A 21,412-nucleotide genomic window follows, 5' to 3' on the forward strand; every position below is an offset into this window, starting at 1 on the left:
ATGAGGGGTTCTCGCCGTGCATTCCAATGAGAGTTGGATTCGTGGAGACAGACCCCTCACCCAAGCGAATGCGTGTCAACGAGCGGCGCTGCCCTCTCCCGCAAGGGGAGAGGGCACAACAAGAAACACCGGGAGGCACTATGAGCGCAAACACCACCGCCATGCTGCGCAGCTTCTGCGACGCGGTCGAGCAGCGCAACGGCAAGGCGTTCGCGGATCTCTTCACCGAGGACGGCGTCTATCACGACGTCTTCTACGGCGCCTTCGTTGGCCGCGCGAAGATCGCCGAATTGATCGACGACTGGTTCTATCGCACGGCGACCGATTTCCGCTGGGACATGCACGACCCCGTCACCGACGGCACCACGCTCTATGCGCGCTACACCTTCAGCTATCGCTCGACCTTGCCGGAAGCGGGCGGCGCGCGGGCGATGTTCGAGGGCGTCGCGATCATGACGCTGACGGACGGCAGGATCGCCAACTATCGCGAGGTCGCCAACACCGCGCCGGCATTCGTCGATCTGAAGTTTGCGCCGGAGCGGATCGCAAAGATCGTGGCCAAGCAGGGCGCCGAGCTCAAGGCGCGGCCGGAGATGCGGCGGCATCTGGCTTAGATCTTTCCCCAGTCATTCCGGGGCGCACTTGGCGCGAGCTATGGTACGCCATTGCGCACCTGAGAATCCATCGGGCATCAGAGCGAGAGGCGAAATGGATTCCGGGCTAACGCTTCGCGTGCCCCGGGGAGCCTACGGCGGCGGTGGCTTCGCCATCGGCTTGCGCTGCGCCAATGCAGCGACCGTTGCGGTGCCGATCGAGCCCTGTTCGTCATAGAGCCAGCATTCGCCGATCGCCACGCCATCGGTGGCCTGGTGATTCACCACGTCGAACCCGATCCAGTTCGTGACCGGCAGGCGGTGCAGATAGATCGTGACGTCGCTGTTGATGTAGCCGAGCCCCTTGTCGCCGGCGTTCGCAAACGGGCTGGCGAAGTCGGCACCGACGGCGACATGGACGAACGGCGTCATCCGCACGCCCGCAACGAGCTCGCGCACCTCGCTCATCCAGAGCCGGCGCGGACCGAGCGAGCCCATATGGCCGACGATGGGGCGCGTCGTCCATTTGCCGTTCATGCCGAGCCTTGGGTCGGTAGGTTTCGGGATGTCGGCCGGCTTCGGCGCGTCCCAATTCGGCGGCGACCAGACATTGCCATCAGGATTTTGCGTCCGTCGCAGCAACTGGCACGAAGCGCGGGCCATGCTGACGCCGCCGGAGACGAACTCCGCCTCCACCACACGGATGCGCATTCCGTCGCGCATCAGGCGCGTCGTCACCTCGATCGGCTTGTCGATGGTCGGCAGCCGAAACATGTCGACAGTGAGCCGCGCCGGCACGAATTCGGGGCCGGAATGGCGCTCCTCGATGGCAAAGCCGAGCAGGCCGACGATGACGCGACCGTGCAGCGACTTCGGATCCCAGGGACCATTGGCCACTTCCGTCGGATGGAATGTATCGCCGTCGCGGGTGAAGAAAGGCATGTTTGTTGTCATGACGCGCGAGATTGAAGAAACGCGCCGGAAAATCAAGGTTGGTGAGAGCGGGCGTCGTCGCCACAAGCACCGCTGTCATCGCCCGACTTGACCGGGGCATGACACCGGGAGCTAGGAAACGAGGTCCCACTCCTCACGCACGCTCTCGTCGGACTCTCTGCCCAACGTAGCGTTCTTCACCGCCGCGAACTCTTCGCTCGCCACCAGCTGCCCCAGCGCCCACACCGCGGCCCCTCGCACCAGCGGGCTCGCATCCTCCAGCAAGCGCCGCACCTCGTCCGCCAGCGCTGCCTCGCCCGAGTTGCCGATCGCGATCAGCACGTTGCGCACAAACCGGTCGCGACCGATGCGCTTCACCGGCGACTTCGTGAACAGCGCGCGAAACGCCGCATCGTCGAGCCGGGCCAGCTCTGCAAGACCTGGCGCGCGCAATTCGGCGCGTGCGGCGAGCTTGGCCTCGCGGCCCTCCTGCGCGAACTTGTTCCAGGGACACGCGGCAAGACAATCGTCGCAGCCATAGATGCGATTGCCGATGCTCTTGCGGAATTCGTGCGGGATCGGCCCCTTGTTCTCGATGGTGAGATACGAGATGCAGCGCCGCGCATCGAGCTTGTAGGGCGCGGGAAACGCCGCGGTCGGGCAGATGTCGAGACAGGCCTGGCACGAGCCGCAATGATCGATCTCGGCGTCGTCGCGCGGCAGCTCCAGCGTGGTGTAGATCGCGCCGAGGAACAGCCAGGAGCCGAACTCGCGCGAGACGAGATTGGTGTGCTTGCCCTGCCAGCCCAGATGCGCGGCTTGCGCCAAGGGCTTTTCCATCACGGCCGCGGTGTCGACGAACACCTTCACGTCCGACGGCGCGGTTGCCACCAGCCAGCGCGCCAGCGCCTTCAGACGCTTCTTGATGAGGTCGTGATAGTCGTCGCCCTGCGCATAGACCGATATCGCCGCGTGCGCGCGCTGCTTGAGGATCCCGAGCGGATCCTGGTCGGGGCCGTAATTGACGCCGAGCATGATCACCGAGCGCACGTCGCCCCACAGCCCGCGCGGATCGACGCGGCGCTCGGGGTTGGCGGCGAGCCAGTCCATGTCGCCATGGCCGCCCGAGGCGATGAATTCGAGGAAGTATTTGCCGGCGTTCTCGATCGTGCCCGGCGCGGTGATGCCGATGCAGTCGAAGCCGAGCGCACGCGCCTCGCGCGCAAGCGCCGTCTTCAGTTCAGTCGGATCGGCGTTCAGAAATCCAGGTCCACATAGGTCCGCGACGCCGGCACGCCCGCCAGCCATTCGCTCAGCAGCGGACGGAACGATGGGCGGGATTTCACTCGCGCGTACCACGCCTTTGCTGCGTCGTCCTCGCTCCATGGCACGTCGCCCAGATAGTCGATCGCCGAGAGATGCGCCGCGGCGGCGAGATCCGCGTAGGTGAGCCGGTCGCCGGCGAGGAAGTTGCGCGTCTGCGCCAGCCAGCCGATATAGGCCAGATGATAGCGCACGTTGGCCTTGGCGGCGCGCATCACGTCGGCTGAGGGCGGCCCGCCGCCGTCTTCCTCGCTCATGAACCGCTTGTAGATGCGCTCGGTGACGAGAGGGTGCGAGACCTCCTCGAAGAATTTTTCGTTGAACCAGGCCATCAGCCGGCGCACCTCGACGCGCTCGGGACGCGTCTCCGGCATCAGGCGCTTGGGGCCCATCTCGGCGCCATAGGCCTCATCGACATATTCGGCGATGATCGCCGCGCCCGGTATCGGCGGCTGCTCGTCGTCCACTAGGACCGGCGTCGTGCCTGCCGCATTGAGCAGCAGAAACGCCTCGCGCCGCTCCCAGCTGCGCTCCTCGACCAGCTTCAGGTCGAGCCCGTATTCGCCCGCGATCAGACGAATGAAGCGCGAATGCGGGCAGAACGGATGATGAAACAGCGTAAACATGAAGCCTTTGACTATTTGATGGTGCTTAAGAATCCATCAATGTTTGTGCGGCGCCACACTAGTCCTTCAAAACCGCGAAGCAAGGGCGTGATGTCGCATTTTGCGATTGCGGCATTGGGGGGAATAGGCGAGAAGAGCCCCCGCTTTTCCAGCCGAAATGGACCGTAAATATGTCAGATGCAATACGGGCAGTGATCCTCGGCATCATCGAGGGTGTGACCGAGTTCCTTCCCGTGTCCTCGACCGGTCATCTCCTGCTTGCCGAACGCTTCTTTCACCTCGGCGAAGGTGCCTTCTGGGATTCGTTTACGGTTCTGATTCAGCTGGGCGCGATCCTGGCGATCGTCGGGCTCTACTTCAGGAAGCTCTGGGATGTCGTGATCGGCTTCTTCACGGGCGATGCCTATGCGCGCCGCTTCGTGATCGGCGTGCTGGTGGCGTTCCTGCCGGCGGTGATCGTCGGCCTCGTCGCCGGCAAGTACATCAAGAGCGTGCTGTTCAATCCCTGGGTCGTCTGCTTCACGCTGATCGTCGGCGGCGCCATCCTGCTCTGGGTCGACAAGCTCGATCTCAAGCCGCGCGAGCATGACGCGACCAAGTTTCCGCTGCTGATGTACCTCTATATCGGCATCGCGCAGTGCGTGGCGATGATCCCGGGCGTGTCGCGTTCTGGCGCCAGCATCGTCGCTGCCATGCTGCTCGGGGCCGACAAGCGCGCGGCCGCGGAGTTCTCCTTCTTCCTCGCCATCCCCACCATGATCGGCGCCTTCGCCTACGACTTCTACAAGAGCCGCGCCGAGATGACGATGGATCACATGAACATCGTCGCGATCGGCTTCGTGGTGTCGTTCATCACCGCCATCATCGTGGTCAAGTCGTTCCTGACCTACGTCACCCGGCACGGTTTCGTGGTGTTCGCCTGGTGGCGCGTCATCGTCGGCACGCTCGGCCTGATCGCGCTGGCGCTGGGGCATTAACGTCTCGAAAACCCGTTGAGTCCCGTAGCCCGGATGGAGCGCAGCGCAATCCGGGGCCGGCGTCACTCGTGGCACGATCCCCGGATTACGCTTCGAGGCTGGGCAAGTATTTGTTTGGGCGCGGCTTACGCGGCATATCGGAAAATTGGACGGATTTGGGCTCGGATTGGCGCTGGAGCGGGCCGTATCCGGGTGATGATGTCGGTGATGTCGGTGATGGCGTTGAGCAGCAAGAGTGCCAAATGCGGAAGCCGGCTTGCCAGATAGGCCATGAAGGCGTCGAGGCCGAGAATGCTGAGGACTCGGGAGAAATTGTAGCAAAGCGCCATCAGGCTCCATTCGCCACAGACTTTGTCGAAGCCGCGGACGAGGAAGTGGCGGTAGCCGGCCCGGCATTTGATGGTGCCGAAGGGGTGTTCGGCGAGTTCGGCGCGGCGGCGCATCTGGGCCTCGGCGCCCTGCATCCGCGCGCGATGCCGATCCAGCACCGCTTCATGCTCCCAGCGCTGGACGGTGCGCGTCGGGATCTTGACGGTGACACAGCGCGCGCGCAGCGGGCAGGCGTCGCAATCTGACTTGCGGCTGACATACCTGATCTCGATCCGGTTGCCGTTGGTCTTGCGACCGTCCGTGGGACGCAGCTGCTTGCCGGCGGGACAGCGATAGACATCCGCTTCGGCGTCGTAGGCGAACGCCTCATGGCTGATGCGATCCTGCGCTTCGAGCCGCGTGGTTCGCTTGGCCAGCGGAACGTAGGCGGCAATGCCGTTCTCCTCGCAGTCCTTGAGCGTATGGCCGTTGTAGTAGCCGGTATCGGCGAGAACCGTCAGCGTCTCGACGCCAAGCTCGTCCTTTGCGGCCTTGGCCATGTCGTAAAGCTGGCCGCTATCGTTGCCGTCGTTGACGACCTCGCTCGCCGCGATCAGAGCGTGCTTGTCGTCGACGCCGATCTGAACGTTATAGCCTGCCACCACCTGGCCGTTCTTCGACAACAGGCGGGCATCCGGATCGGTTCGCGACAGCTGCGTCTGCCCGCTCTCCTCCAGTCGTGCCAGATCGGCCTGCAAGCTGGCGCGCTTGGCCATCAACGCCGCCACCTCTTGTGCGAGGTCTCCGCCGCGACTGCCATCGCCTCCGCCATCCCGCCCCGCGGGTGGACGTTCCACCTCGGCGCTGTCGTTGGCCTCGAGCGTGGCACCATAGGCTTCAATATCCTGCTCGATCTCCGCCAGCCGCTTGGCGAGCTTGCGCTGCGTTTTGATGCTCGCCTTGCTGGCGTTGCCATCAAAAAACGCACCGTCGATCGCCACAACCTCTCCGCCAATCAGACCGAGTTCGCGCAGCATCAGCACAAACTCCCGGTTCACCGCCTTGAGCGTCTTCCAGTTCTCCTGGCGGAACTTGGCGATGGTGCGATAGCCCGGCACCAGGCGCTTCATCAGCCAGATCAGTTCCAGATTGCGCCGGGCTTCGCGCTCCAGGTTGCGCGACGACCGGATCCGGTTCAGGTAGCCATAAAGATAAAGCTTCAGCAGGTCGGCCGGGTCATAAGGTGGCTGTCCAGCCCCGCCGCTCGATCCGGCATGGCGGAAGCCAAGCTTCCCGAGGTCAAGCGCTGCAACAAAAGCCTCGATCACCCGAACCGGATTGTCGCCGGCCACATAATCTTCCACCCGCGCCGGCAGAAGGCTCGGCTGATCCCGCCTGACGCCGGTTTTGAAGGTACGATTCGTCATGCCGAATCCTACCTTCACTCGATGTTAGAATCTTGCCCAGTCTCTGCGCTCCATCCGGGCTACGCCGTTCAGTTGGACCGGTATTCTCAACGCAATATAAGCTTTTGATCGGTAGTCAGTTTCCACCGCCGGGCGGCGCGCGCCCGGCACAGGAGCTGAGCCATGACCCTCGTCAGCGGCTGGGGGCGCTTCCCGGTCGTCGATAGCGATGTGCTGCGTCCGCGCTCTTTCGCGGCGGTCGGCGAGGCCGTCTCTGGAGGTACCGTCGCGCGTGGCAATGGCCGTGCCTATGGCGATGCCGCGATCGGAACCGTCAGGACCGTCGCGATGACGGCGTTCGACCGGGTCAGGTCGTTCGATCCGGCGACCGGGCGCATCCGTCTCGAGGCCGGCACGCTGCTCTCGGACCTGATCGAGACATTCGGTCCGCGCGGCTTCCTGCCCTTTGTCGTGCCCGGCACGCGCTTCGTGTCGGTCGGCGGCGCCATCGCCGCCGATGTGCATGGCAAGAACCATCATGGCGAGGGCGGCTTCGGCCGCTATGTCGACAGTATCCTGCTGCGCACCGGACAGGGCGAGGTGATCGAGGCCTCGCGCGAGCAGAACTCCGACGCGTTCTTTGCGACCATCGGCGGCATGGGCCTGACTGGGGTGATCCTCGAGGCGACGATGCGGCTGCGTCCGGCCGAAACGGGATGGATTCGCGAGCGGGTGATCTCCGCATCCGACCTCGACGCGGCGATGCGCGCGCTCGAGGCCAGCGATTCCGCGACCTATTCGGTGGCGTGGATCGATTGTGTCGCACGCGGCAGGGATCTCGGCCGCTCGCTGATCTATCTCGGCGAGCACGCACAGACAGACGAGCTCGCCGAAGGCGCCGCTGCATTTCCTGCCGGCAAAGATCCCGGCCTCAGCGTCCCCATCGATTTACCCTCGATGACGCTGAACCGCTACAGCATCCGCGCCTTCAACGAGCTGTATTACCGCAGGGGCGCACGGCGTGCCGGCGGCAGCCGGGTGGTCTCGCTCTATCCGTATTTCTTTCCGCTCGACAGCCTCAAAGACTGGAATCGCATCTACGGCAAGCGCGGCTTCCTCCAGCATCAATGCGTGATTCCGCAACCGAATGCGCGCGATGTGCTCGGCGACATCCTCGAGCGCGTCGCACGGCGCGGCGATGCATCCTTCCTCGCCGTGCTCAAGAAGCTCGGCCAGGGCGACGGCATCCTGTCGTTTCCGCTGCCGGGCTACACGCTGGCACTGGATTTCCCGGTGAAGGGCGACATCCTGAATTTCCTCGACGAGATCGACCGTCTGGTCGTCGCCGCCGGCGGCCGGCTCTATCTGGCGAAAGACGCGCGCCAGTCGCGCGCGACGTTCGCGGCCGGCTATCCCGCCTTGCAGCGCTTCAACGCGATCCGCAAATCGCTCGATCCCGCCGGCAACATCCGCTCAAAACTGTCGCAACGTCTGTTCGATGAGGTCTAGGCCGTGACGTCACGCAAATCCGCAATTGTGCTCGGTGGCTCCTCCGATATCGGACGTGCTGCCGCGCGTGCCCTTGCCAAGGCGGGATACGATGTCGCCCTTGCAGGCCGCGACGTCGCCGCGCTGGAGCCTGATGCCGCCGATCTGCGCGCGCGCTACAATGTCGATGTCGGTCTGCACAAATTCGATGTGCTCGACACCGCCTCGTTCGAGGCCTTTGTCGACAGCCTTCCAGCGTTGCCTGACGTCGTCGTCTCGATCGTCGGCCTTTTGGGTGTGCAGCAAAATGCCGAGAGCGATCTCGCGCATGCCACCATGATCATGCGCTCCAACTACGAAGGCCCGTCACTGATCCTCGGCCTGTTCGCGGAACGATTTCTGGCGCGAGGCAACGGTACGCTCGTCGGCGTGTCCTCGGTCGCGGGCGATCGCGGCCGCGCCTCGAACTATGTCTATGGCTCGGCCAAGGCAGGCTTCTCCGCCTTCCTGTCGGGCCTGCGCGCCCGCGCCAGCCGCGGCGGCGTGCATGTCGTCACGGTCAAGCCCGGCTTCGTCCGTACCAAGATGACGGAAGGCATGAAGCTGATCGGCCCGCTCACGGTCGAAGCGCCTGTCGTCGGCGATGCGATCCTCAGCGCGGTCGAGAAGAAGACCGACGTCGTCTATGTCAGCGGCAAATGGCGCCTCGTGATGCTCATCATCAGGACGTTGCCGGAAGCGGTGTTCAAGAAGCTGAAGTTTTGAGGCGCTGCCGCGCTGGAGGTGCGCTCCCTCTCCCGCCTGCGGGAGAGGGCTGGGGAGAGGGTGTCTCCACGGAGCGACTCTTAATGGGGAGAAACCCTCACCCGTCGCTGCGCGCCGACCTCCCGCAAGCGGGAGAGGTGAAACAGGCCTCACACGCTCATACGCTGGAACTGACCGGCCGCGCGGAAGCGCCAGAGATATTGCGGGGCGATCGCTTCCAGCGAATCGGCGGATATGCCGAGCCCTTCCAGCGTCAGGTTCGCCGCCTTCGCCGCATCCGACACGACATTGTCGCGCTCGAGCATCGTGACCTGGTCCGGCGTCAGCTTGAAGTCGCCCGGCGCGAATTGCAGGAAGTTCGCCTGGAAGCGGGCGAGGCCGAACGACAGCGGGACCAGCATCCGCTTGCGGTCGGTGATCTCGAGAATGGTCTCGATGATCTCGCGCATGGTCAGCACCTCCGGCCCGCCGAGCTCGTAGGTCGCGCCCGCCTTGGCCTTGCCGTCGACGGCATCGGCGATCCCTGTGGCGACGTCGCCGACATAGACCGGTTGCATCCTCGTCTCGGCGCCGATCAGCGGCAGCACCGGCGACATCCGGGCGAGCGCGGCGAAGCGGTTGGTGAACTGGTCCTCAGGCCCGAACATCAGGGAGGGGCGGAAGATCGTCGCCGACGGCACCGCCGCCCTCACCGCCGCCTCGCCGGCCGCCTTGGCCTTGGCATAGCGCGAGGGCGATTCGGCGTCGGCGCCGATCGCGGAGACGTGCACCAGGCTGGCGCCGGCCGCGGCCGCCGCCTTGGCGACAGTCTCGGCGCCCTTAGCCTGGACCGCGTCAAAGGTCTGCGCGCCGCTCTCGGTCAGGATGCCCACGAGGTTGATGACGACATGCGAATCACGCAGCGCCGCCTCGACCGAGGCCGGATAGCGCAAATTCGCCTGCACGGTGTGGACCTGCCCGACCTTGCCGGAGGGCTGGAGATAGCCGGCCAGTTCCGGCCGCCGCACCGTGACCCGGACGCGGTAATCGCGCTTGCACAGCGCGCGGACGACATTCCGGCCCAAAAACCCCGATCCGCCGAAAACCGTGACGAGCGTGTCCAGATTCGATGCCATGGGGTCGGTTCCTGCAGGTGGGGTAACGTGTTGTCAGGCTTGTATCGGGCCGGTTTGCGATGCGCAATCGGCATCCCGAACTGGGCTTCAAGCATGAATTGACAACCGCGTCACCGAACCGTAGTAACCGCCTCCGTGCCCCAAACGGCATGCCCAGGTGGTGGAATTGGTAGACGCGCTGGCTTCAGGTGCCAGTGGCTTAACGGCCGTGAAGGTTCGAGTCCTTTCCTGGGCACCATTTTGCGGGGTTTGGACCCAAAATAGAGATCCCGCCGATCGGTAGAGATGGTAGGGCCCGCGGTCCTGGTATGGACGCCGGGACGGACGGTCCTCGTCGGGCCACGTTGGGCTCGCCCCCTCACACCACGCTTCGCCCCGCCCGCTCCGCCACCGCCTTCTGCACAAAATACATCGCGACCAGCGTGACGATCGTCGTCGTGACGACGACGTAGCCGATCCGCTCGAAATGGAGCAGCGAGCCATCAGGTGCTTCCGCGATGATCGCCGCGGCGAGCACCGAGCCGAGCCCGCCGGAGAGCTGCTGAAGTGAGGCGCTGACCGCGCTGAACGAGCCGCGCTGGCTCGCGTCGGGGATCGCCGAGATCAGCGCCTGCGACGGGATCATGCGCGAGAAGATCCCGACGAACATCAGCACGTTGACGGTGATCGCGGTCGCGAGCGAGACGTGGCCGAGATGGGTGTAGATCAGCACCATGATGACGGTCATCACGCAGCCGAAGACGAAGGTCGGGTATTTGCCGAACGCGTCGCTGGCCCGGCCGACCAGCGGCCCCGTGACGATGCTGAACAGGCCGGAGACGAGATAGATCGTCGGCAGATGCGTGATGTCGATGCCGAGATTGTGCACGGTGAAGGCGCTGGAGAACGGCATCAGCATGTAGCCGCCCGTCGCCAGCAGCGTCGTGACGGCGAAGGCCAGCGTGTAGCGCGGCTCGCCGATGGTCGCGACCAGATGGCGGAACGGGTTTGTGTCCTGTTTCAGTTTCAGATGCGCGTCGACCGGCTCCATGGCGAAGGCGATGATGGCGATCGCAGCGATCGACAGCACGACGATCGCAGCGAAGCAGACATGCCAATTCCAGTGATTGGCGAGAAACAGCCCGGCGGGAATGCCGAGCACTTGGCTCGCGGCGAACGCCGTCTGGATGAAGCCCATCACGCGGCCGCGCAGCTGCAGCGGGAACAGGTCGGTGATGATGGCCAGCACGACTGCGCCGATCACGCCGCCGAACAATCCGGTCACGATCCGGCCGAGCAGCAGCACATGGTAAGTCTGCGCCGCCGCGCAGAGCATGGTGCCGAGCGTGAAGCCGACATAGAAGAACAGCAGCAAGCGCTTGCGATCGAAGCGATCGGCGAAGCCGGCGGCGAGGATGCCCGAAACGCCCGCACTGAACGCGTAGGCGGACACCGCGACGCCGAATTGCCCGGCCGTGATGTTGAGTGCGGGCATCAGGATGGCGCCGAGCGGCGACATGATGATGAAATCGAGGATGATCGTGAACTGCGTGAACGCGAGCAGCACGATGAGGAGCATCTGATAGCGCGAGAAGCCGCGCCGGCTCTTCCGTTGATCGTCGATCGGCGCAGCTAACGTCTGTTCGGTCATGACACCTGATTCAAGGTCTGCGGCGGGGGGAACGGGAAACTGGCAGATAGGGTGGGCTTTGACGATGTCCACGGGGCGCAAGGCAAAAGCTCTGCCGAAACAGGAAGCTGGCGCCGGGTTGTGGGATCCGGGCAACAGGCCTCCTGCAGGAGCCGTCCGCCCCGCGCCGGGCGAATTAAGCCGCCTTTAGCGAATGCCCTCTAGGCTCGCGGCCGTCCATTTCCCTGCTCCCCGGCCTCCCCAGCCCTTGGGGCCGGTCATTCTTGCGGCAAATCAGAGCGTTTTCGGATGGAGCAGCCTGCCTGGCGGTACGATTCTGGCGCCCCCGCACCGTCGGCAACGGCGGCTGCGCGGACGCTCGTGATCGATCTCGAAGGCGCCCTGCTGCGTTCCGAGCTGCTGATGGAAGCGCTGTTCAGCGCGCCCGGCCGCATGCTGGCGCGCTTCGGCGCGGGCGGACGTCCGGGCATGGCGGCGCTCACGGATATCCTGGCGCGGGCCGAGATCGACTATGCCCATCTGCCCTATGATTCCGACGTGCTGAACCGGGCGCTGGCGGCGCGGGCGCGGGGCGCGAAGGTCTATCTCCTCGCCGGACGTTTCGCGGATCATGCCGCGGCGATCGCGGCGCATCTTGGTTTTGATGGCGTCGTGACGCCGGCCGATCTTGCTGCCGGCCACGCGCTGCCGTTCGATCACGGTGCGATCGATCGCATCGATAGCCGAAGCGGAAGCCGCGTCAGCTGGAAGGTCTGGGCCAGGATCTGGGCCAAGGCGCTGCGCGTCTATCAATACGCCAAGAACACGCTGGTGTTCGTGCCTCTCATCACCGCGCATCAGATGAACCTGCCGACGCTCTTCTATGCGTTGCTGGCGTTCATGGCGTTCTCGGCCTGCGCGTCGGGCGCCTATCTGATGAACGATCTCCTGGATCTCGCGGCCGACCGGCAGCATCCGACCAAGCGTCATCGCGCGCTCGCGGCCGGCGATTTGCCGATTTCCTCGGCACTGCTTGCGATCCCTGCGCTGTGGCTGTTCGCGGTCGCCGCCAGCCTCTGCATCTCGCCGCTGTTCCTCGGCGTGCTCGGCGCCTATCTCGTCACCACGATCGCCTATTCGCTCGCGCTCAAGCGCAAGATGCTGGTCGACGTCGTGACGCTCTCGGGTCTCTACAGCTTGCGCATCATCGCCGGCGCGGTCGGCGTCGGCGTGGTGCTGTCGGAATGGCTGTTGATCTTCTCGCTGTTCGTGTTCACCTCGCTGGCGCTGATCAAGCGCTTCAGCGAGCTCAGCATGCGCGAGAGCGCGGGCCTCGCCGATCCCTCCAACCGCGACTACAGGATTACCGACCTGCACATCATCGCCGCGATGGCGGCGGCCAGTGCGATGAACGCGGTGACCGTGTTCTCGCTCTACGTCTCCTCCTCCGCGGTGATGCCGCTCTACAGCCGCCCCTGGATGCTGTGGCTGCTCAATCCGCTGCTGCTGTACTGGTTCGGCCGCGCCCTGATGATGGCGCACCGACGCGAGATGCCCGACGATCCCATCATCTACGCGTTCCGTGACGGCCCCAGCCGCATCGCGGTCGCGGCGATGATCTGCATCATGCTGGCGGCGATCTGAGTGCGCAGCGCTTGCGCGGTCCGCCCGCAGTGGCTAAATCGCAACCCATCCGATGAGCCTATGCTGCCGACAGACCGATTCGACCCGAGGTTTTGAAACGCCATGACCGTACGCCTGCATCGCGGCGACCTGCCCGACCTCACGCGCTACACCGGAGCGGTGGCGATCGACACCGAGACCATGGGGCTGAACCCGCATCGCGACCGGCTCTGCGTGGTGCAGCTCTCGCCCGGCGACGGCGGCGCCGACGTGGTGCAGATCCCCAAGGGTCACACCGACGCGCCGAACCTGAAGGCCCTGCTGGCCGATCCCGCCATCACAAAAATCTTCCACTTTGCGCGGTTCGACGTCGCGGTGCTGTACCAGACGTTTGGCGTCATGACCGGGCCAATCTACTGCACCAAGATCGCCTCCCGCCTGACCCGCACCTACACCGACCGCCATGGCCTCAAGGACCTCGTGCGCGAGGTGCTCAACATCGACCTGTCCAAGCAGCAGCAGTCCAGCGACTGGGGCTCCGACAGCCTGACCGAGCCGCAGCTCGCCTATGCCGCCTCCGACGTGCTGCATCTGCACGGCTTGCGCGAGCGGCTCGATGCCATGCTGGTGCGGGAGGGCCGCACCCAGCTGGCGAAGGCCTGTTTCGACTTCCTGCCGACCCGCGCCCTGCTCGACCTCCAGGGCTGGGCGGAAGAGGACATTTTCGCGCATTCCTGACGCCTCCAGGGCTCGCTAGGCTCAGGCTGCCGCCCCGTTTCGGTCACTTTCGTAACGGCCTGTCGCCGGCTGCATATTTCGGCGGCGCCGGCTACAATGGGACGTCTGTGACCGAACACGGCGAGCGACATTTCAGGAGCCCAGGTGACTCAGGAACCTCAGTGAATTCGGCCCATAATCCGACCTACGACGCCGCGCTCGCGGCGAAGTTTGCCAGCGCGGCGCGTCACAGCCGGCTGGTGCGGATTTTGCGCGTCGCGGTGCCGGCCGCGGTGCTGTTGTCCCTGGCCGCCATCGTCGGCGTGTCGGTCTTCAATCCGTTCCGCATGTTGATGCCGAAGCTGCCACTCGATTCCGGAAACCTGGTGGTGTCGGGCACCAAGATCACGATGGAATCGCCGCATCTGGCCGGTTTCACGCCGGACCAGCGACCCTACGAGCTCTGGGCCAAGACCGCGACCCAGGACATCACCGATCCCGATCATGTCGATCTCTCGGACCTGCGTGCGAAGGTGCTGATGGAGGATCAATCCACCCTGTTCCTCGATGCCCGCACCGGCCGTTTCGACAACAAGCAGCAGCAGCTCGATCTGCACAAGGACATCTTCCTGCGCACCTCCACCGGCTACGAGGCGCGGCTGAACTCCGCCTTCGTCGACATGAACAAGGGCACGGTCAGCTCCGATGAACGCGTCGACGTCAAGCTGACCAACGGCACGCTGACGGCCGATCGCCTGCGGATCACGGAAGGCGGCGATCTCATCCGCTTCGAAGGCAACGTGGTGATGCACCTGGATAAGTTGGACGACCCCGCGGCCGCTCAGCCTGCGCCTCCGGCCGAGCCTGCGCCGCCTGCGAAGACGCGTACGCCTCAGAACAAATCCGCCAATTCGAAGTGATTTTCATGATCGGTTTTTTTCCGCGCAACGACAAGAAGCGGAGCGCCATCGTCGGCGCCGCCGCGCTTGTCGCCACCGCCGTTGCACTGGTCGCTGGCGGCGCCGCCATTGCACAGAACACGATGCAGGGCGTGCCCAACGCGATGCAGGGCTTCTCGCAAAACCGCGATCAGCCGATCCAGATCGAGGCCGCCTCGCTCGAGATGCGCGACAAGAAGAAGGAGGCGACCTTCGCCGGTAACGTGAAGGTCGTGCAGGGCGACACCACCATGACCTCGAAGACGCTGGTGGTGTTCTACGACTCCGGCGGCGACAAGCCGGCCACGGCGCAGCCTGCGGCGAAGGGCGCGAAATCCGCACCGATGCAGTCGGCTACGCCGGGCCCGGGCGGCAGCTCCTCGATCAAGCGGCTGGAGGCGCGCGGTAACGTCGTGGTCACCCAGAAGGACCAGGTGGTGACGGGCGAGACCGCCGTGTTCGACACCAAGACCAATCTCATCACCATGCTCGGTGGAGGGGGCCCGGTGGTCCTGACGCAGTGCAAGAATGTGATGCGCGGCGACCGGCTGACGGTCGACATGACCACGGGGGTGTCGCGCGTGGAATCCGACACCGGCCGGGTTCAGGTCCTGCTGCCGCAGGGCGCCGGCAGTGACTGCGGCCAGGGGGCCAAACCCGGCGCGGCACCGCCTTTGCAATTGCCCGGTGCAAGTAAACAAAAGTAAATTCAATCACTTGTCGCGGATGCTGGCGATCCGAGGTTGAAGCCTGCCCGGCAAGACTGTATCTAGCGCGAAGGGCTTTCGAAGCGGGGTCGCCGCTTTTCGGGCGTGTTTCACTGGGCATGAAACATCCCTTCACGCATGCTGCACCGGCGAATCGCGCCGGGGCGGCAGATCGCGCGAGCATCGCGCAAAACCGTGCAGGACTAGAAGGCGGGGATGGTCGATCTCTTCAGCATGTTCCGTCGGCGCCCCGCCAAACGCGGCCGGCCAGGATTTGCGCGTCAGGACATCACCGCGCTCGGTGACGGCGTCGGCGGCCTCGTGCCAAGTCCCGTCAGGGACGCGCCGCCGATCGCCCGGGACCAGCCGATGCGCGCGCCCGACCCGTTCCCGGGTGACTACCAGGCCGACTATCAAGCCGAGCCGCGTCCGCAAGCGGTTCATCCCGTCAGAAGCGCCGCCAATAAGTCCAACGGCGCCGGCGGGCCGCAGCTCCTGAAGCGGCCGGGCTTCCTGGCCGTGCATAGCGTGGAAAAGGCCTTCGGCAGCCGCCAGGTGGTGCGCGGTGTCAGCATCTATGTGCGCCGCGGCGAAGCGGTCGGCCTGCTCGGCCCGAACGGCGCCGGCAAGACCACCGTGTTCTACATGATCACCGGCCTGATCAAGGCCGATCGCGGCGCGATCGAGCTCGATGGCCACGACGTCACCAAGCTGCCGATGTATCAGCGCGCGCGGCTCGGCATCGGCTATCTGCCGCAGGAAGCCTCGATCTTCCGTGGCCTCACCGTCGAGCAGAACATCCGCGCCGTGCTCGAAGTGGTCGAGCCCTCGCGCAAGAAGCGCGAGCAGCAGCTCGACTCGCTGCTCGACGAATTCAACATCACGCGTCTGCGCAAATCGCCGTCGATCGCGCTGTCCGGCGGCGAACGGCGCCGCGTCGAGATCGCGCGCGCGCTCGCGACGCGGCCGAACTACATGCTGCTCGACGAGCCCTTTGCCGGCATCGATCCGATCGCGGTCGGCGACATCCAGGACCTCGTCCGCCATCTCACCAACCGCGGCATCGGCGTCTTGATCACCGACCACAATGTGCGCGAGACGCTCGGCCTCACCGATCGCGCCTACATCGTCTATGCCGGTGAAATCTTGACCGAGGGCACCCCGGATGAGATCGTCGCCGATCCCGACGTGCGCCGGCTTTACCTTGGCGAGGAATTCCGCCTCTAGCCCGTTTTTGCGCGACGTCAAGACGTGTACATCGGGCTCGGACTAATATAAGCAAAAATCGGACCAATTTTTGGGAACGGTTCTTGCTTCATGGCGCTCACGCAGAGATTAGAGTTCCGGCAATCGCAGTCGCTGGTCATGACGCCGCAGCTGATGCAGGCGATCAAGCTGCTGCAATTGTCCAATCTCGATCTCACGACCTTCGTGGAGGAGGAACTCGAGCGTAATCCCCTCCTCGAGCGGGCCAATGAAGAGGCCCCCGGCGGCGACGCGCCGGCCGAGACCGCCCAGTTCAGCGATCACGATGGCGACGATTCAGGCAGTTCGGGTGCCGATGACGGCTTTGGCGGCAGCGGCGAGGCCTTCGAGCCGGGCCAGGAAGAATGGATGAGCAAGGATCTCGGCACCCGCGCCGAGATCGAGCAGACCCTGGACACGGGCCTCGACAACGTCTTCTCCGAGGAGCCGGCCGAGGCGGCCGCGCGCAACGCCCAGGACGTCGCGCCGAGCGTCTACACCGAATGGGGCGGCGGCGCCTCCGGCGACGAGGACTACAATCTCGAAGCCTTCGTCGCCGCCGAGCTGACGCTCGCCGACCATCTGGCCGAGCAGCTCTCGGTCGCCTTCACCGCGCCGGCGCAGCGCATGATCGGTCAGTACCTGATCGACCTCGTCGACGAAGCCGGCTATCTGCCGCCGGATCTCGGCCAGGCCGCCGAGCGTCTTGGCGCCTCGCAACGGGACGTCGAGGACGTCCTTGCCGTGCTGCAAAAATTCGATCCGCCCGGCGTCTGCGCGCGCAATTTGAGCGAATGCCTGGCGATCCAGCTCCGCGAGCTCGACCGCTACGATCCGGCCATGCAGGCGCTGGTCGAGCATCTCGATCTTCTCGCCAAGCGCGACATTGCGAGCCTGCGCAAGCTCTGCGGCGTCGATGACGAGGACATCGCCGACATGATCGGCGAGATCCGCCGCCTCAATCCCAAGCCCGGCATGAAATTCGGCTCGGCGCGGCTCCAGACCATGGTGCCCGACGTCTATGTCCGCCCGGGCCCGGATGGCGGCTGGCATGTCGAGCTCAACAGCGACACCTTGCCGCGTGTGCTGGTCAACCAGACCTACTATTCCGAGCTGTCGAAGAAGATCGGCAAGGATGGTGACAAATCCTATTTCACCGACGCGCTCCAGAACGCGACCTGGCTGGTGCGCGCGCTCGACCAGCGCGCCCGTACCATCCTGAAGGTCGCAACCGAGATCGTGCGCCAGCAGGACGGCTTCTTCACCCATGGCGTGGCGCATCTGCGGCCGCTCAACCTGAAGGCCGTCGCCGACGCCATCCAGATGCACGAATCCACGGTGTCGCGCGTCACCGCCAACAAATACATGGCGACAAATCGCGGCACATTCGAGTTGAAATATTTCTTCACGGCGTCGATCGCCTCGGCCGACGGCGGCGAGGCGCATTCCGCCGAAGCCGTTCGCCATCACATCAAGCAGCTGATCGATTCGGAGGAGCCCGCGGCGATCCTGTCGGACGACACCATCGTGGAACGCTTGCGCGCTTCAGGAATTGATATTGCCCGCCGCACGGTCGCGAAGTACCGCGAAGCCATGCGCATACCCTCCTCGGTGCAACGCCGCCGCGACAAGCAGAGCGCTCTTGGTAACGTCCTCTCCACCGCAATGCCCGATCGCTCCCGCAACACCGAGCCGGCCTGATTGCGCTGGCGCGAAATCGCGCTACTCTCACTTCCCCATCGAGACCGATCCAAGCACGCGCATGAACCGGAAAAGTGTGCAGCGGTTTTCCCTCCCGACAAGCGTGGAACGCGTTTGCGGGGAGATCATGCGCAGGGATAACCCCGGCTGCGATGACGCGTCGTCGCAGCTTGGGATCAAACCAAGCGAGGCATCACATGACCCTCCGGATTTCGGGTAAGAGCATCAGCGTCGGCGAGGCGCTGCGCGGCCGCGTTGCCGACCGCACCGACGAGGTGCTGCGCAAATATTTCGACGGCAGCTATTCCGGGCATATCACGCTGAGCAAGGATGGCTTCGGCTTCCGCACCGACTGTGCGCTGCACCTCGATTCGGGGGTTACGCTCGAGGCCGATTCGAACGCGCCTGATGCCTATGCCAGCGCCGACCAGGCGCTGGTGATGATCGAGAAGCGGCTGCGCCGCTACAAGAATCGCCTCAAGGACCGTTCCGCCCGCAAGGCTTATGCCGCCTCCGAGGCGATGGCTGCGCTCGATGCCATGGCTTACGTGCTGGAGGCGCCGGAGGGCGAGGACGACGTCGCCGGCTACAGCCCCGTGATCATCGCAGAGGCCACCACCTCGCTAAGGCCGCTGTCGGTCAGCGAGGCCGTCATGGAACTCGACCTGAGCGGGGCCCCCTGCCTGGTCTTCCAACACGGCTCCAGCGGCCGGGTGAACATCATTTACCGCCGCGCCGACGGCAATGTGGGCTGGATCGACCCCCCGGGCGCCAAAACCGATGCCAAAACCGATGCCAAGTCCGACGCCAAGTCGGGTACCAAGGCCGACGGCAAGGCGGGCGGTTGATGGCCCCGTATCCTCCGCAGGTCTTAACAATGACGGGGGCAAAGCCGTACGCGGGAGTTGGCACCGGGATTGCGTTGGAGTAGAAGCGCCCCACATCAGGATCGGGGCTAAGTCCGCCTCCTGCTTCATGTTATTGACGCCGGCCCAGCTTGGTCTTCCAAGATGGCCAAATCGGAACCTGACGGTTTTAATTCACCTCGGAAAGCTTCCATGCCGATTACCGATCTGGTCGCACCCGAGGCGATTCTCCCGGCATTGAAAGTCAACAGCAAGAAGCAGGCCTTGCAGGAACTCGCGGCCAAGGCCGCCGAGCTGACCGGGCAGAACGAGCGCGCCGTGTTCGAGGTGCTGCTGCAACGGGAAAAGCTCGGCACAACAGCGGTCGGATACGGCGTCGCCATTCCGCACGGCAAGCTGCCCAAGCTCGAAAAGATATTCGGCCTGTTCGCGCGGCTCGATCGCCCGATCGATTTCGAGGCGATGGACGGCCAGCCGGTCGATCTCGTCTTCCTGCTGCTCGCCCCCGAAGGCGCCGGCGCCGACCACCTCAAGGCCCTCGCCCGCATCGCCCGCCTCCTGCGCGACCAGGACATTGCGAAAAAACTCCGCGCCTCGCGCGACGCCCAGGCGATCTATTCGGTGCTGGCGTTGCCGCCGGCGACGGCGGCGTAACGCCTCGCATTCACCGCGGCCATTTCTGGACAAAAATTTTTGGCGACGCCTTTGCGGGCGCCACTCGTGCGCTTCAGCAGACCGTCGGCAGCAGGCGCCGGACTTCGTCGAGCAGTTTGGGAACCGCCGTCTTGTCACCCGCGAGGTGCTTGAGCAGCGCACTCTGGAATAGACCGTCGAACAGCGCATAGAGCGCGCCTGGCGACGACGCCGGCCGCTTGCCGCCGAGCTCGGCATAGCGAGAGGCAATGCGCCAGATCATCGCTTCCAGGCTCTTGTCGATCTCGAGTACATCCTTGCGAAACGCCGCCTCGAACATCGCCTGCGAGCGCAAATCGTACCAAAGCCGGTGCATGCGGGCTTCGTTCTGCAGCGTTGCTGCGAGCTTGGCGAGGAAGCCCTCCGTCAATTCGTCGCGGCTCGTTGCTGTCGCGACGACCTCGTCATAGCGGGTCACGCACTTCGCCTTGTAGTGGCGAACGCAGCAGCAGATCAGGTCGAGCTTGTCGCTGAAATAATAGTGAAACACGCCGTGCGTGAACGCCGAGTTCTGCGCGATCTCCCGCAGGCTGGTCCGGGCGAAGCCAAGCTCTCCAAGCGTTTCGAGCGCGGCCTCGGCAAGCTCGATGCGTCGCGCGTTGAACTTCTCGTCGCGCAGCGCCTCGGCCGCATCGGCCACACGCCGGGCCGTCCCCGTCACCTGCCGCGCCATGTCGTCTCTTCCTCAGTCCCGTTCTTTCAAGGACTTATGCCGCGTTGACCGCGGCATAGCCCCACCCCCTCACAACCACTTCCTTAGACAACTGTCAAATTCGATCTTGACAAGTGTCAAGATTCTGGCGGAGGTTCGCGCCAATAATTTTGGACAGTCGTCAAGACGTCCGACCATGGAGGAACGCTTCGCTGGATGCGGCCGAAAGGCCTTGCGTCCATCGACCTGGCGCGCGCGCCGATTGGCGCAGCACGAATCAATCACCAGCAACGGAGGAGTGCGTCATGAGTGGGAAGAGCCTTGCAGGCAGGAAAGCCCTGGTCACCGGCGGTGCCCGGGGAATCGGCGCGGCCATCGCGCAGGCGTTGGCGCGCGCCGGCGCCTCGATCATGATCGCCGACATTCTGGAGGAGACCGGCCGCGCCAGCGCAGCCGCGATCGCGAAGGAAGATGTCGCGACGGGCTTCGTCCAGCTCGACGTCGCCGACGACGCGCAATGGGAGCGGGCGGTGGCCGAGACTGTCGCCACCCTCGGCGGCTACGACATCCTCATCAACAATGCCGGCATTGAGATCACGTCGCTGGTCAGCGAGATCAACGCCGAGGATGCGCGGCGGATGTGCGACGTCAACATCGTCGGCACCGTGCTCGGCATGAAGCACGCCTTCCGCGCGATGCGGCCGGGCGGACCGGCGGGCAAAGGTGGCGCGGTCGTCAACATCGCTTCTGTCGCGGCGACGATCGCCTTCCCGAGCATCGCGGTCTATTCCGGCACGAAATCTGCGGTCGATCGCATGACACGGGTCGCCGCGATGGAGGCCGGCAAGCTCGGTTATGGCGTGCGCGTCAACTGCATCTATCCCGGCCTGATCCCGACCGACATGGGCCTGCAGCTGGCCAACGACATCGTGAAGATCGGTCTCGCGCCCGACGTCAACGCCGCGGTCGGCTCGGTGGTGGAGCAGACGCCTCTCGGCAAGCTCGCGGAGGTCGGCGACATCGCCGACGCCGCGGTGTTCCTGTGCTCGAACGAGGCGCGCTTCATCACCGGCATCGGACTGCCGGTCGATGGCGGCATGGGAATGTAGCAAAGAACCTGACAACG

General features: G+C 64.8%; 20 protein-coding genes and 1 tRNA gene. 14 read left to right on the top strand and 7 right to left on the bottom strand.

All coding sequences use genetic code 11. The features are described from left to right. The first annotated feature begins 140 nt into the window (after positions 1–140). Positions 141–614: a nuclear transport factor 2 family protein gene (locus tag NLM27_RS34170; protein ID WP_254147456.1), complete on the top strand. Its 474-nt coding sequence runs from the start codon at positions 141–143 to the stop codon at positions 612–614. A gap of 132 nt (positions 615–746) precedes the next feature. On the opposite strand, the gene NLM27_RS34175 is transcribed toward NLM27_RS34170, so the two are convergent. From NLM27_RS34175 to NLM27_RS34185, 3 genes are all read right to left on the bottom strand, one after another. Continuing rightward, positions 747–1,535, bottom strand: coding sequence for an acyl-CoA thioesterase domain-containing protein (locus NLM27_RS34175; RefSeq protein ID WP_254147457.1), 789 nt, complete (start codon positions 1,533–1,535; stop codon positions 747–749). Positions 1,536–1,658: 123 nt separating this feature from the next. Then, positions 1,659–2,834 carry a tRNA epoxyqueuosine(34) reductase QueG gene (gene queG / locus NLM27_RS34180; RefSeq protein ID WP_254147458.1) on the bottom strand — a complete coding sequence of 392 codons (1,176 nt, stop codon included), beginning with the start codon at positions 2,832–2,834 and terminating at the stop codon, positions 1,659–1,661. Then, positions 2,783–3,475 (bottom strand): glutathione S-transferase family protein, encoded by a 693-nt coding sequence (locus NLM27_RS34185; protein WP_254147459.1) that lies wholly within the window; start codon positions 3,473–3,475, stop codon positions 2,783–2,785. The genes queG and NLM27_RS34185 overlap by 52 nt, the downstream gene beginning before the upstream one ends. A gap of 170 nt (positions 3,476–3,645) precedes the next feature. On the opposite strand from NLM27_RS34185, the gene NLM27_RS34190 reads away from it, so the two are divergent. Then, the gene (locus NLM27_RS34190) at positions 3,646–4,452 is read left to right on the top strand and encodes an undecaprenyl-diphosphate phosphatase (protein ID WP_254147460.1); all 807 of its coding nucleotides are present in this window, start codon (positions 3,646–3,648) and stop codon (positions 4,450–4,452) included. A 125-nt stretch (positions 4,453–4,577) separates the two neighbouring features. Here the strand turns inward: NLM27_RS34190 and NLM27_RS34195 are convergent, their stop codons facing one another. Beyond that, positions 4,578–6,188, bottom strand: coding sequence for an IS1182 family transposase (locus NLM27_RS34195; RefSeq protein WP_254142551.1), 1,611 nt, complete (start codon positions 6,186–6,188; stop codon positions 4,578–4,580). Between the two features lie 162 nt (positions 6,189–6,350). Between NLM27_RS34195 and NLM27_RS34200 the strand changes: the two genes are divergently transcribed. Together NLM27_RS34200 and NLM27_RS34205 are read left to right on the top strand one after the other, a co-directional pair. Continuing rightward, positions 6,351–7,676, top strand: coding sequence for an FAD-binding oxidoreductase (locus tag NLM27_RS34200; RefSeq protein ID WP_254147461.1), 1,326 nt, complete (start codon positions 6,351–6,353; stop codon positions 7,674–7,676). A 3-nt stretch (positions 7,677–7,679) separates the two neighbouring features. Continuing rightward, positions 7,680–8,420, top strand: coding sequence for an SDR family oxidoreductase (locus NLM27_RS34205; protein WP_254147462.1), 741 nt, complete (start codon positions 7,680–7,682; stop codon positions 8,418–8,420). Between the two features lie 149 nt (positions 8,421–8,569). Here the strand turns inward: NLM27_RS34205 and NLM27_RS34210 are convergent, their stop codons facing one another. Beyond that, positions 8,570–9,535 carry a complex I NDUFA9 subunit family protein gene (locus NLM27_RS34210; RefSeq protein WP_254147463.1) on the bottom strand — a complete coding sequence of 322 codons (966 nt, stop codon included), beginning with the start codon at positions 9,533–9,535 and terminating at the stop codon, positions 8,570–8,572. Between the two features lie 151 nt (positions 9,536–9,686). Between NLM27_RS34210 and NLM27_RS34215 the strand changes: the two genes are divergently transcribed. Continuing rightward, positions 9,687–9,773 (top strand) — tRNA-Leu (locus tag NLM27_RS34215). Between the two features lie 120 nt (positions 9,774–9,893). Here NLM27_RS34215 and NLM27_RS34220 read toward each other — a convergent pair. Beyond that, a complete protein-coding gene (locus NLM27_RS34220; RefSeq protein ID WP_254147464.1) occupies positions 9,894–11,165 on the bottom strand; it encodes an MFS transporter in 1,272 nt (423 codons plus the stop codon). Positions 11,166–11,453: 288 nt separating this feature from the next. Between NLM27_RS34220 and NLM27_RS34225 the strand changes: the two genes are divergently transcribed. The 8 genes from NLM27_RS34225 (at position 11,454) to ptsN (ending at position 19,595) form a co-directional block, all read left to right on the top strand. Further along, on the top strand, positions 11,454–12,788 hold the full coding sequence (locus NLM27_RS34225) for a UbiA family prenyltransferase (RefSeq protein WP_254147465.1): 1,335 nt from the start codon (positions 11,454–11,456) through the stop codon (positions 12,786–12,788). 102 nt (positions 12,789–12,890) lie between these two features. Then, positions 12,891–13,505, top strand: a complete 615-nt coding sequence (locus tag NLM27_RS34230) for a ribonuclease D (RefSeq protein ID WP_254147466.1) — start codon at positions 12,891–12,893, stop codon at positions 13,503–13,505. A gap of 161 nt (positions 13,506–13,666) precedes the next feature. Continuing rightward, positions 13,667–14,404 (top strand): LPS export ABC transporter periplasmic protein LptC, encoded by a 738-nt coding sequence (lptC, locus tag NLM27_RS34235; RefSeq protein ID WP_254147467.1) that lies wholly within the window; start codon positions 13,667–13,669, stop codon positions 14,402–14,404. Between the two features lie 5 nt (positions 14,405–14,409). Beyond that, entirely contained in the window at positions 14,410–15,129 is a 720-nt protein-coding gene (locus NLM27_RS34240; protein ID WP_254147468.1) for an LptA/OstA family protein, read from the top strand. A gap of 216 nt (positions 15,130–15,345) precedes the next feature. After that, positions 15,346–16,356: an LPS export ABC transporter ATP-binding protein gene (gene lptB / locus NLM27_RS34245; protein ID WP_254147469.1), complete on the top strand. Its 1,011-nt coding sequence runs from the start codon at positions 15,346–15,348 to the stop codon at positions 16,354–16,356. Between the two features lie 90 nt (positions 16,357–16,446). Next, positions 16,447–18,075, top strand: a complete 1,629-nt coding sequence (gene rpoN, locus NLM27_RS34250; protein WP_254147470.1) for an RNA polymerase factor sigma-54 — start codon at positions 16,447–16,449, stop codon at positions 18,073–18,075. 197 nt (positions 18,076–18,272) lie between these two features. Next, positions 18,273–18,923 (top strand): ribosome hibernation-promoting factor, HPF/YfiA family, encoded by a 651-nt coding sequence (hpf, locus tag NLM27_RS34255; RefSeq protein WP_254147471.1) that lies wholly within the window; start codon positions 18,273–18,275, stop codon positions 18,921–18,923. Between the two features lie 210 nt (positions 18,924–19,133). Next, a complete protein-coding gene (gene ptsN, locus NLM27_RS34260; RefSeq protein WP_063681444.1) occupies positions 19,134–19,595 on the top strand; it encodes a PTS IIA-like nitrogen regulatory protein PtsN in 462 nt (153 codons plus the stop codon). 73 nt (positions 19,596–19,668) lie between these two features. On the opposite strand, the gene NLM27_RS34265 is transcribed toward ptsN, so the two are convergent. After that, positions 19,669–20,307 (bottom strand): TetR/AcrR family transcriptional regulator, encoded by a 639-nt coding sequence (locus NLM27_RS34265; RefSeq protein ID WP_254147472.1) that lies wholly within the window; start codon positions 20,305–20,307, stop codon positions 19,669–19,671. A gap of 284 nt (positions 20,308–20,591) precedes the next feature. Between NLM27_RS34265 and NLM27_RS34270 the strand changes: the two genes are divergently transcribed. Next, complete coding sequence (locus NLM27_RS34270; RefSeq protein ID WP_254147473.1) at positions 20,592–21,395, top strand: SDR family NAD(P)-dependent oxidoreductase; 804 nt, start codon at positions 20,592–20,594, stop codon at positions 21,393–21,395. Positions 21,396–21,412 lie beyond the last annotated feature (17 nt).

Origin of the sequence: Bradyrhizobium sp. CCGB12 (genome assembly GCF_024199845.1) — a bacterium.
In the GTDB taxonomy this organism is placed as follows: Bacteria; Pseudomonadota; Alphaproteobacteria; order Rhizobiales; family Xanthobacteraceae; genus Bradyrhizobium.

What these genes read in the sequence shown, in the direction of transcription:
- NLM27_RS34170 (WP_254147456.1), top strand. Translation starts at nt 141, where the DNA reads ATGAGCGCAAACACCACCGCCATGCTGCGCAGCTTCTGCGACGCGGTC.
- NLM27_RS34175 (WP_254147457.1), bottom strand. Translation starts at nt 1,535, where the DNA reads ATGCCTTTCTTCACCCGCGACGGCGATACATTCCATCCGACGGAAGTG.
- queG (WP_254147458.1), bottom strand. Translation starts at nt 2,834, where the DNA reads ATGGCTGGCGGGCGTGCCGGCGTCGCGGACCTATGTGGACCTGGATTT.
- NLM27_RS34185 (WP_254147459.1), bottom strand. Translation starts at nt 3,475, where the DNA reads ATGTTTACGCTGTTTCATCATCCGTTCTGCCCGCATTCGCGCTTCATT.
- NLM27_RS34190 (WP_254147460.1), top strand. Translation starts at nt 3,646, where the DNA reads ATGTCAGATGCAATACGGGCAGTGATCCTCGGCATCATCGAGGGTGTG.
- NLM27_RS34195 (WP_254142551.1), bottom strand. Translation starts at nt 6,188, where the DNA reads ATGACGAATCGTACCTTCAAAACCGGCGTCAGGCGGGATCAGCCGAGC.
- NLM27_RS34200 (WP_254147461.1), top strand. Translation starts at nt 6,351, where the DNA reads ATGACCCTCGTCAGCGGCTGGGGGCGCTTCCCGGTCGTCGATAGCGAT.
- NLM27_RS34210 (WP_254147463.1), bottom strand. Translation starts at nt 9,535, where the DNA reads ATGGCATCGAATCTGGACACGCTCGTCACGGTTTTCGGCGGATCGGGG.
- NLM27_RS34220 (WP_254147464.1), bottom strand. Translation starts at nt 11,165, where the DNA reads ATGACCGAACAGACGTTAGCTGCGCCGATCGACGATCAACGGAAGAGC.
- NLM27_RS34225 (WP_254147465.1), top strand. Translation starts at nt 11,454, where the DNA reads ATGGAGCAGCCTGCCTGGCGGTACGATTCTGGCGCCCCCGCACCGTCG.
- NLM27_RS34230 (WP_254147466.1), top strand. Translation starts at nt 12,891, where the DNA reads ATGACCGTACGCCTGCATCGCGGCGACCTGCCCGACCTCACGCGCTAC.
- NLM27_RS34240 (WP_254147468.1), top strand. Translation starts at nt 14,410, where the DNA reads ATGATCGGTTTTTTTCCGCGCAACGACAAGAAGCGGAGCGCCATCGTC.
- lptB (WP_254147469.1), top strand. Translation starts at nt 15,346, where the DNA reads ATGGTCGATCTCTTCAGCATGTTCCGTCGGCGCCCCGCCAAACGCGGC.
- rpoN (WP_254147470.1), top strand. Translation starts at nt 16,447, where the DNA reads ATGGCGCTCACGCAGAGATTAGAGTTCCGGCAATCGCAGTCGCTGGTC.
- hpf (WP_254147471.1), top strand. Translation starts at nt 18,273, where the DNA reads ATGACCCTCCGGATTTCGGGTAAGAGCATCAGCGTCGGCGAGGCGCTG.
- ptsN (WP_063681444.1), top strand. Translation starts at nt 19,134, where the DNA reads ATGCCGATTACCGATCTGGTCGCACCCGAGGCGATTCTCCCGGCATTG.
- NLM27_RS34265 (WP_254147472.1), bottom strand. Translation starts at nt 20,307, where the DNA reads ATGGCGCGGCAGGTGACGGGGACGGCCCGGCGTGTGGCCGATGCGGCC.
- NLM27_RS34270 (WP_254147473.1), top strand. Translation starts at nt 20,592, where the DNA reads ATGAGTGGGAAGAGCCTTGCAGGCAGGAAAGCCCTGGTCACCGGCGGT.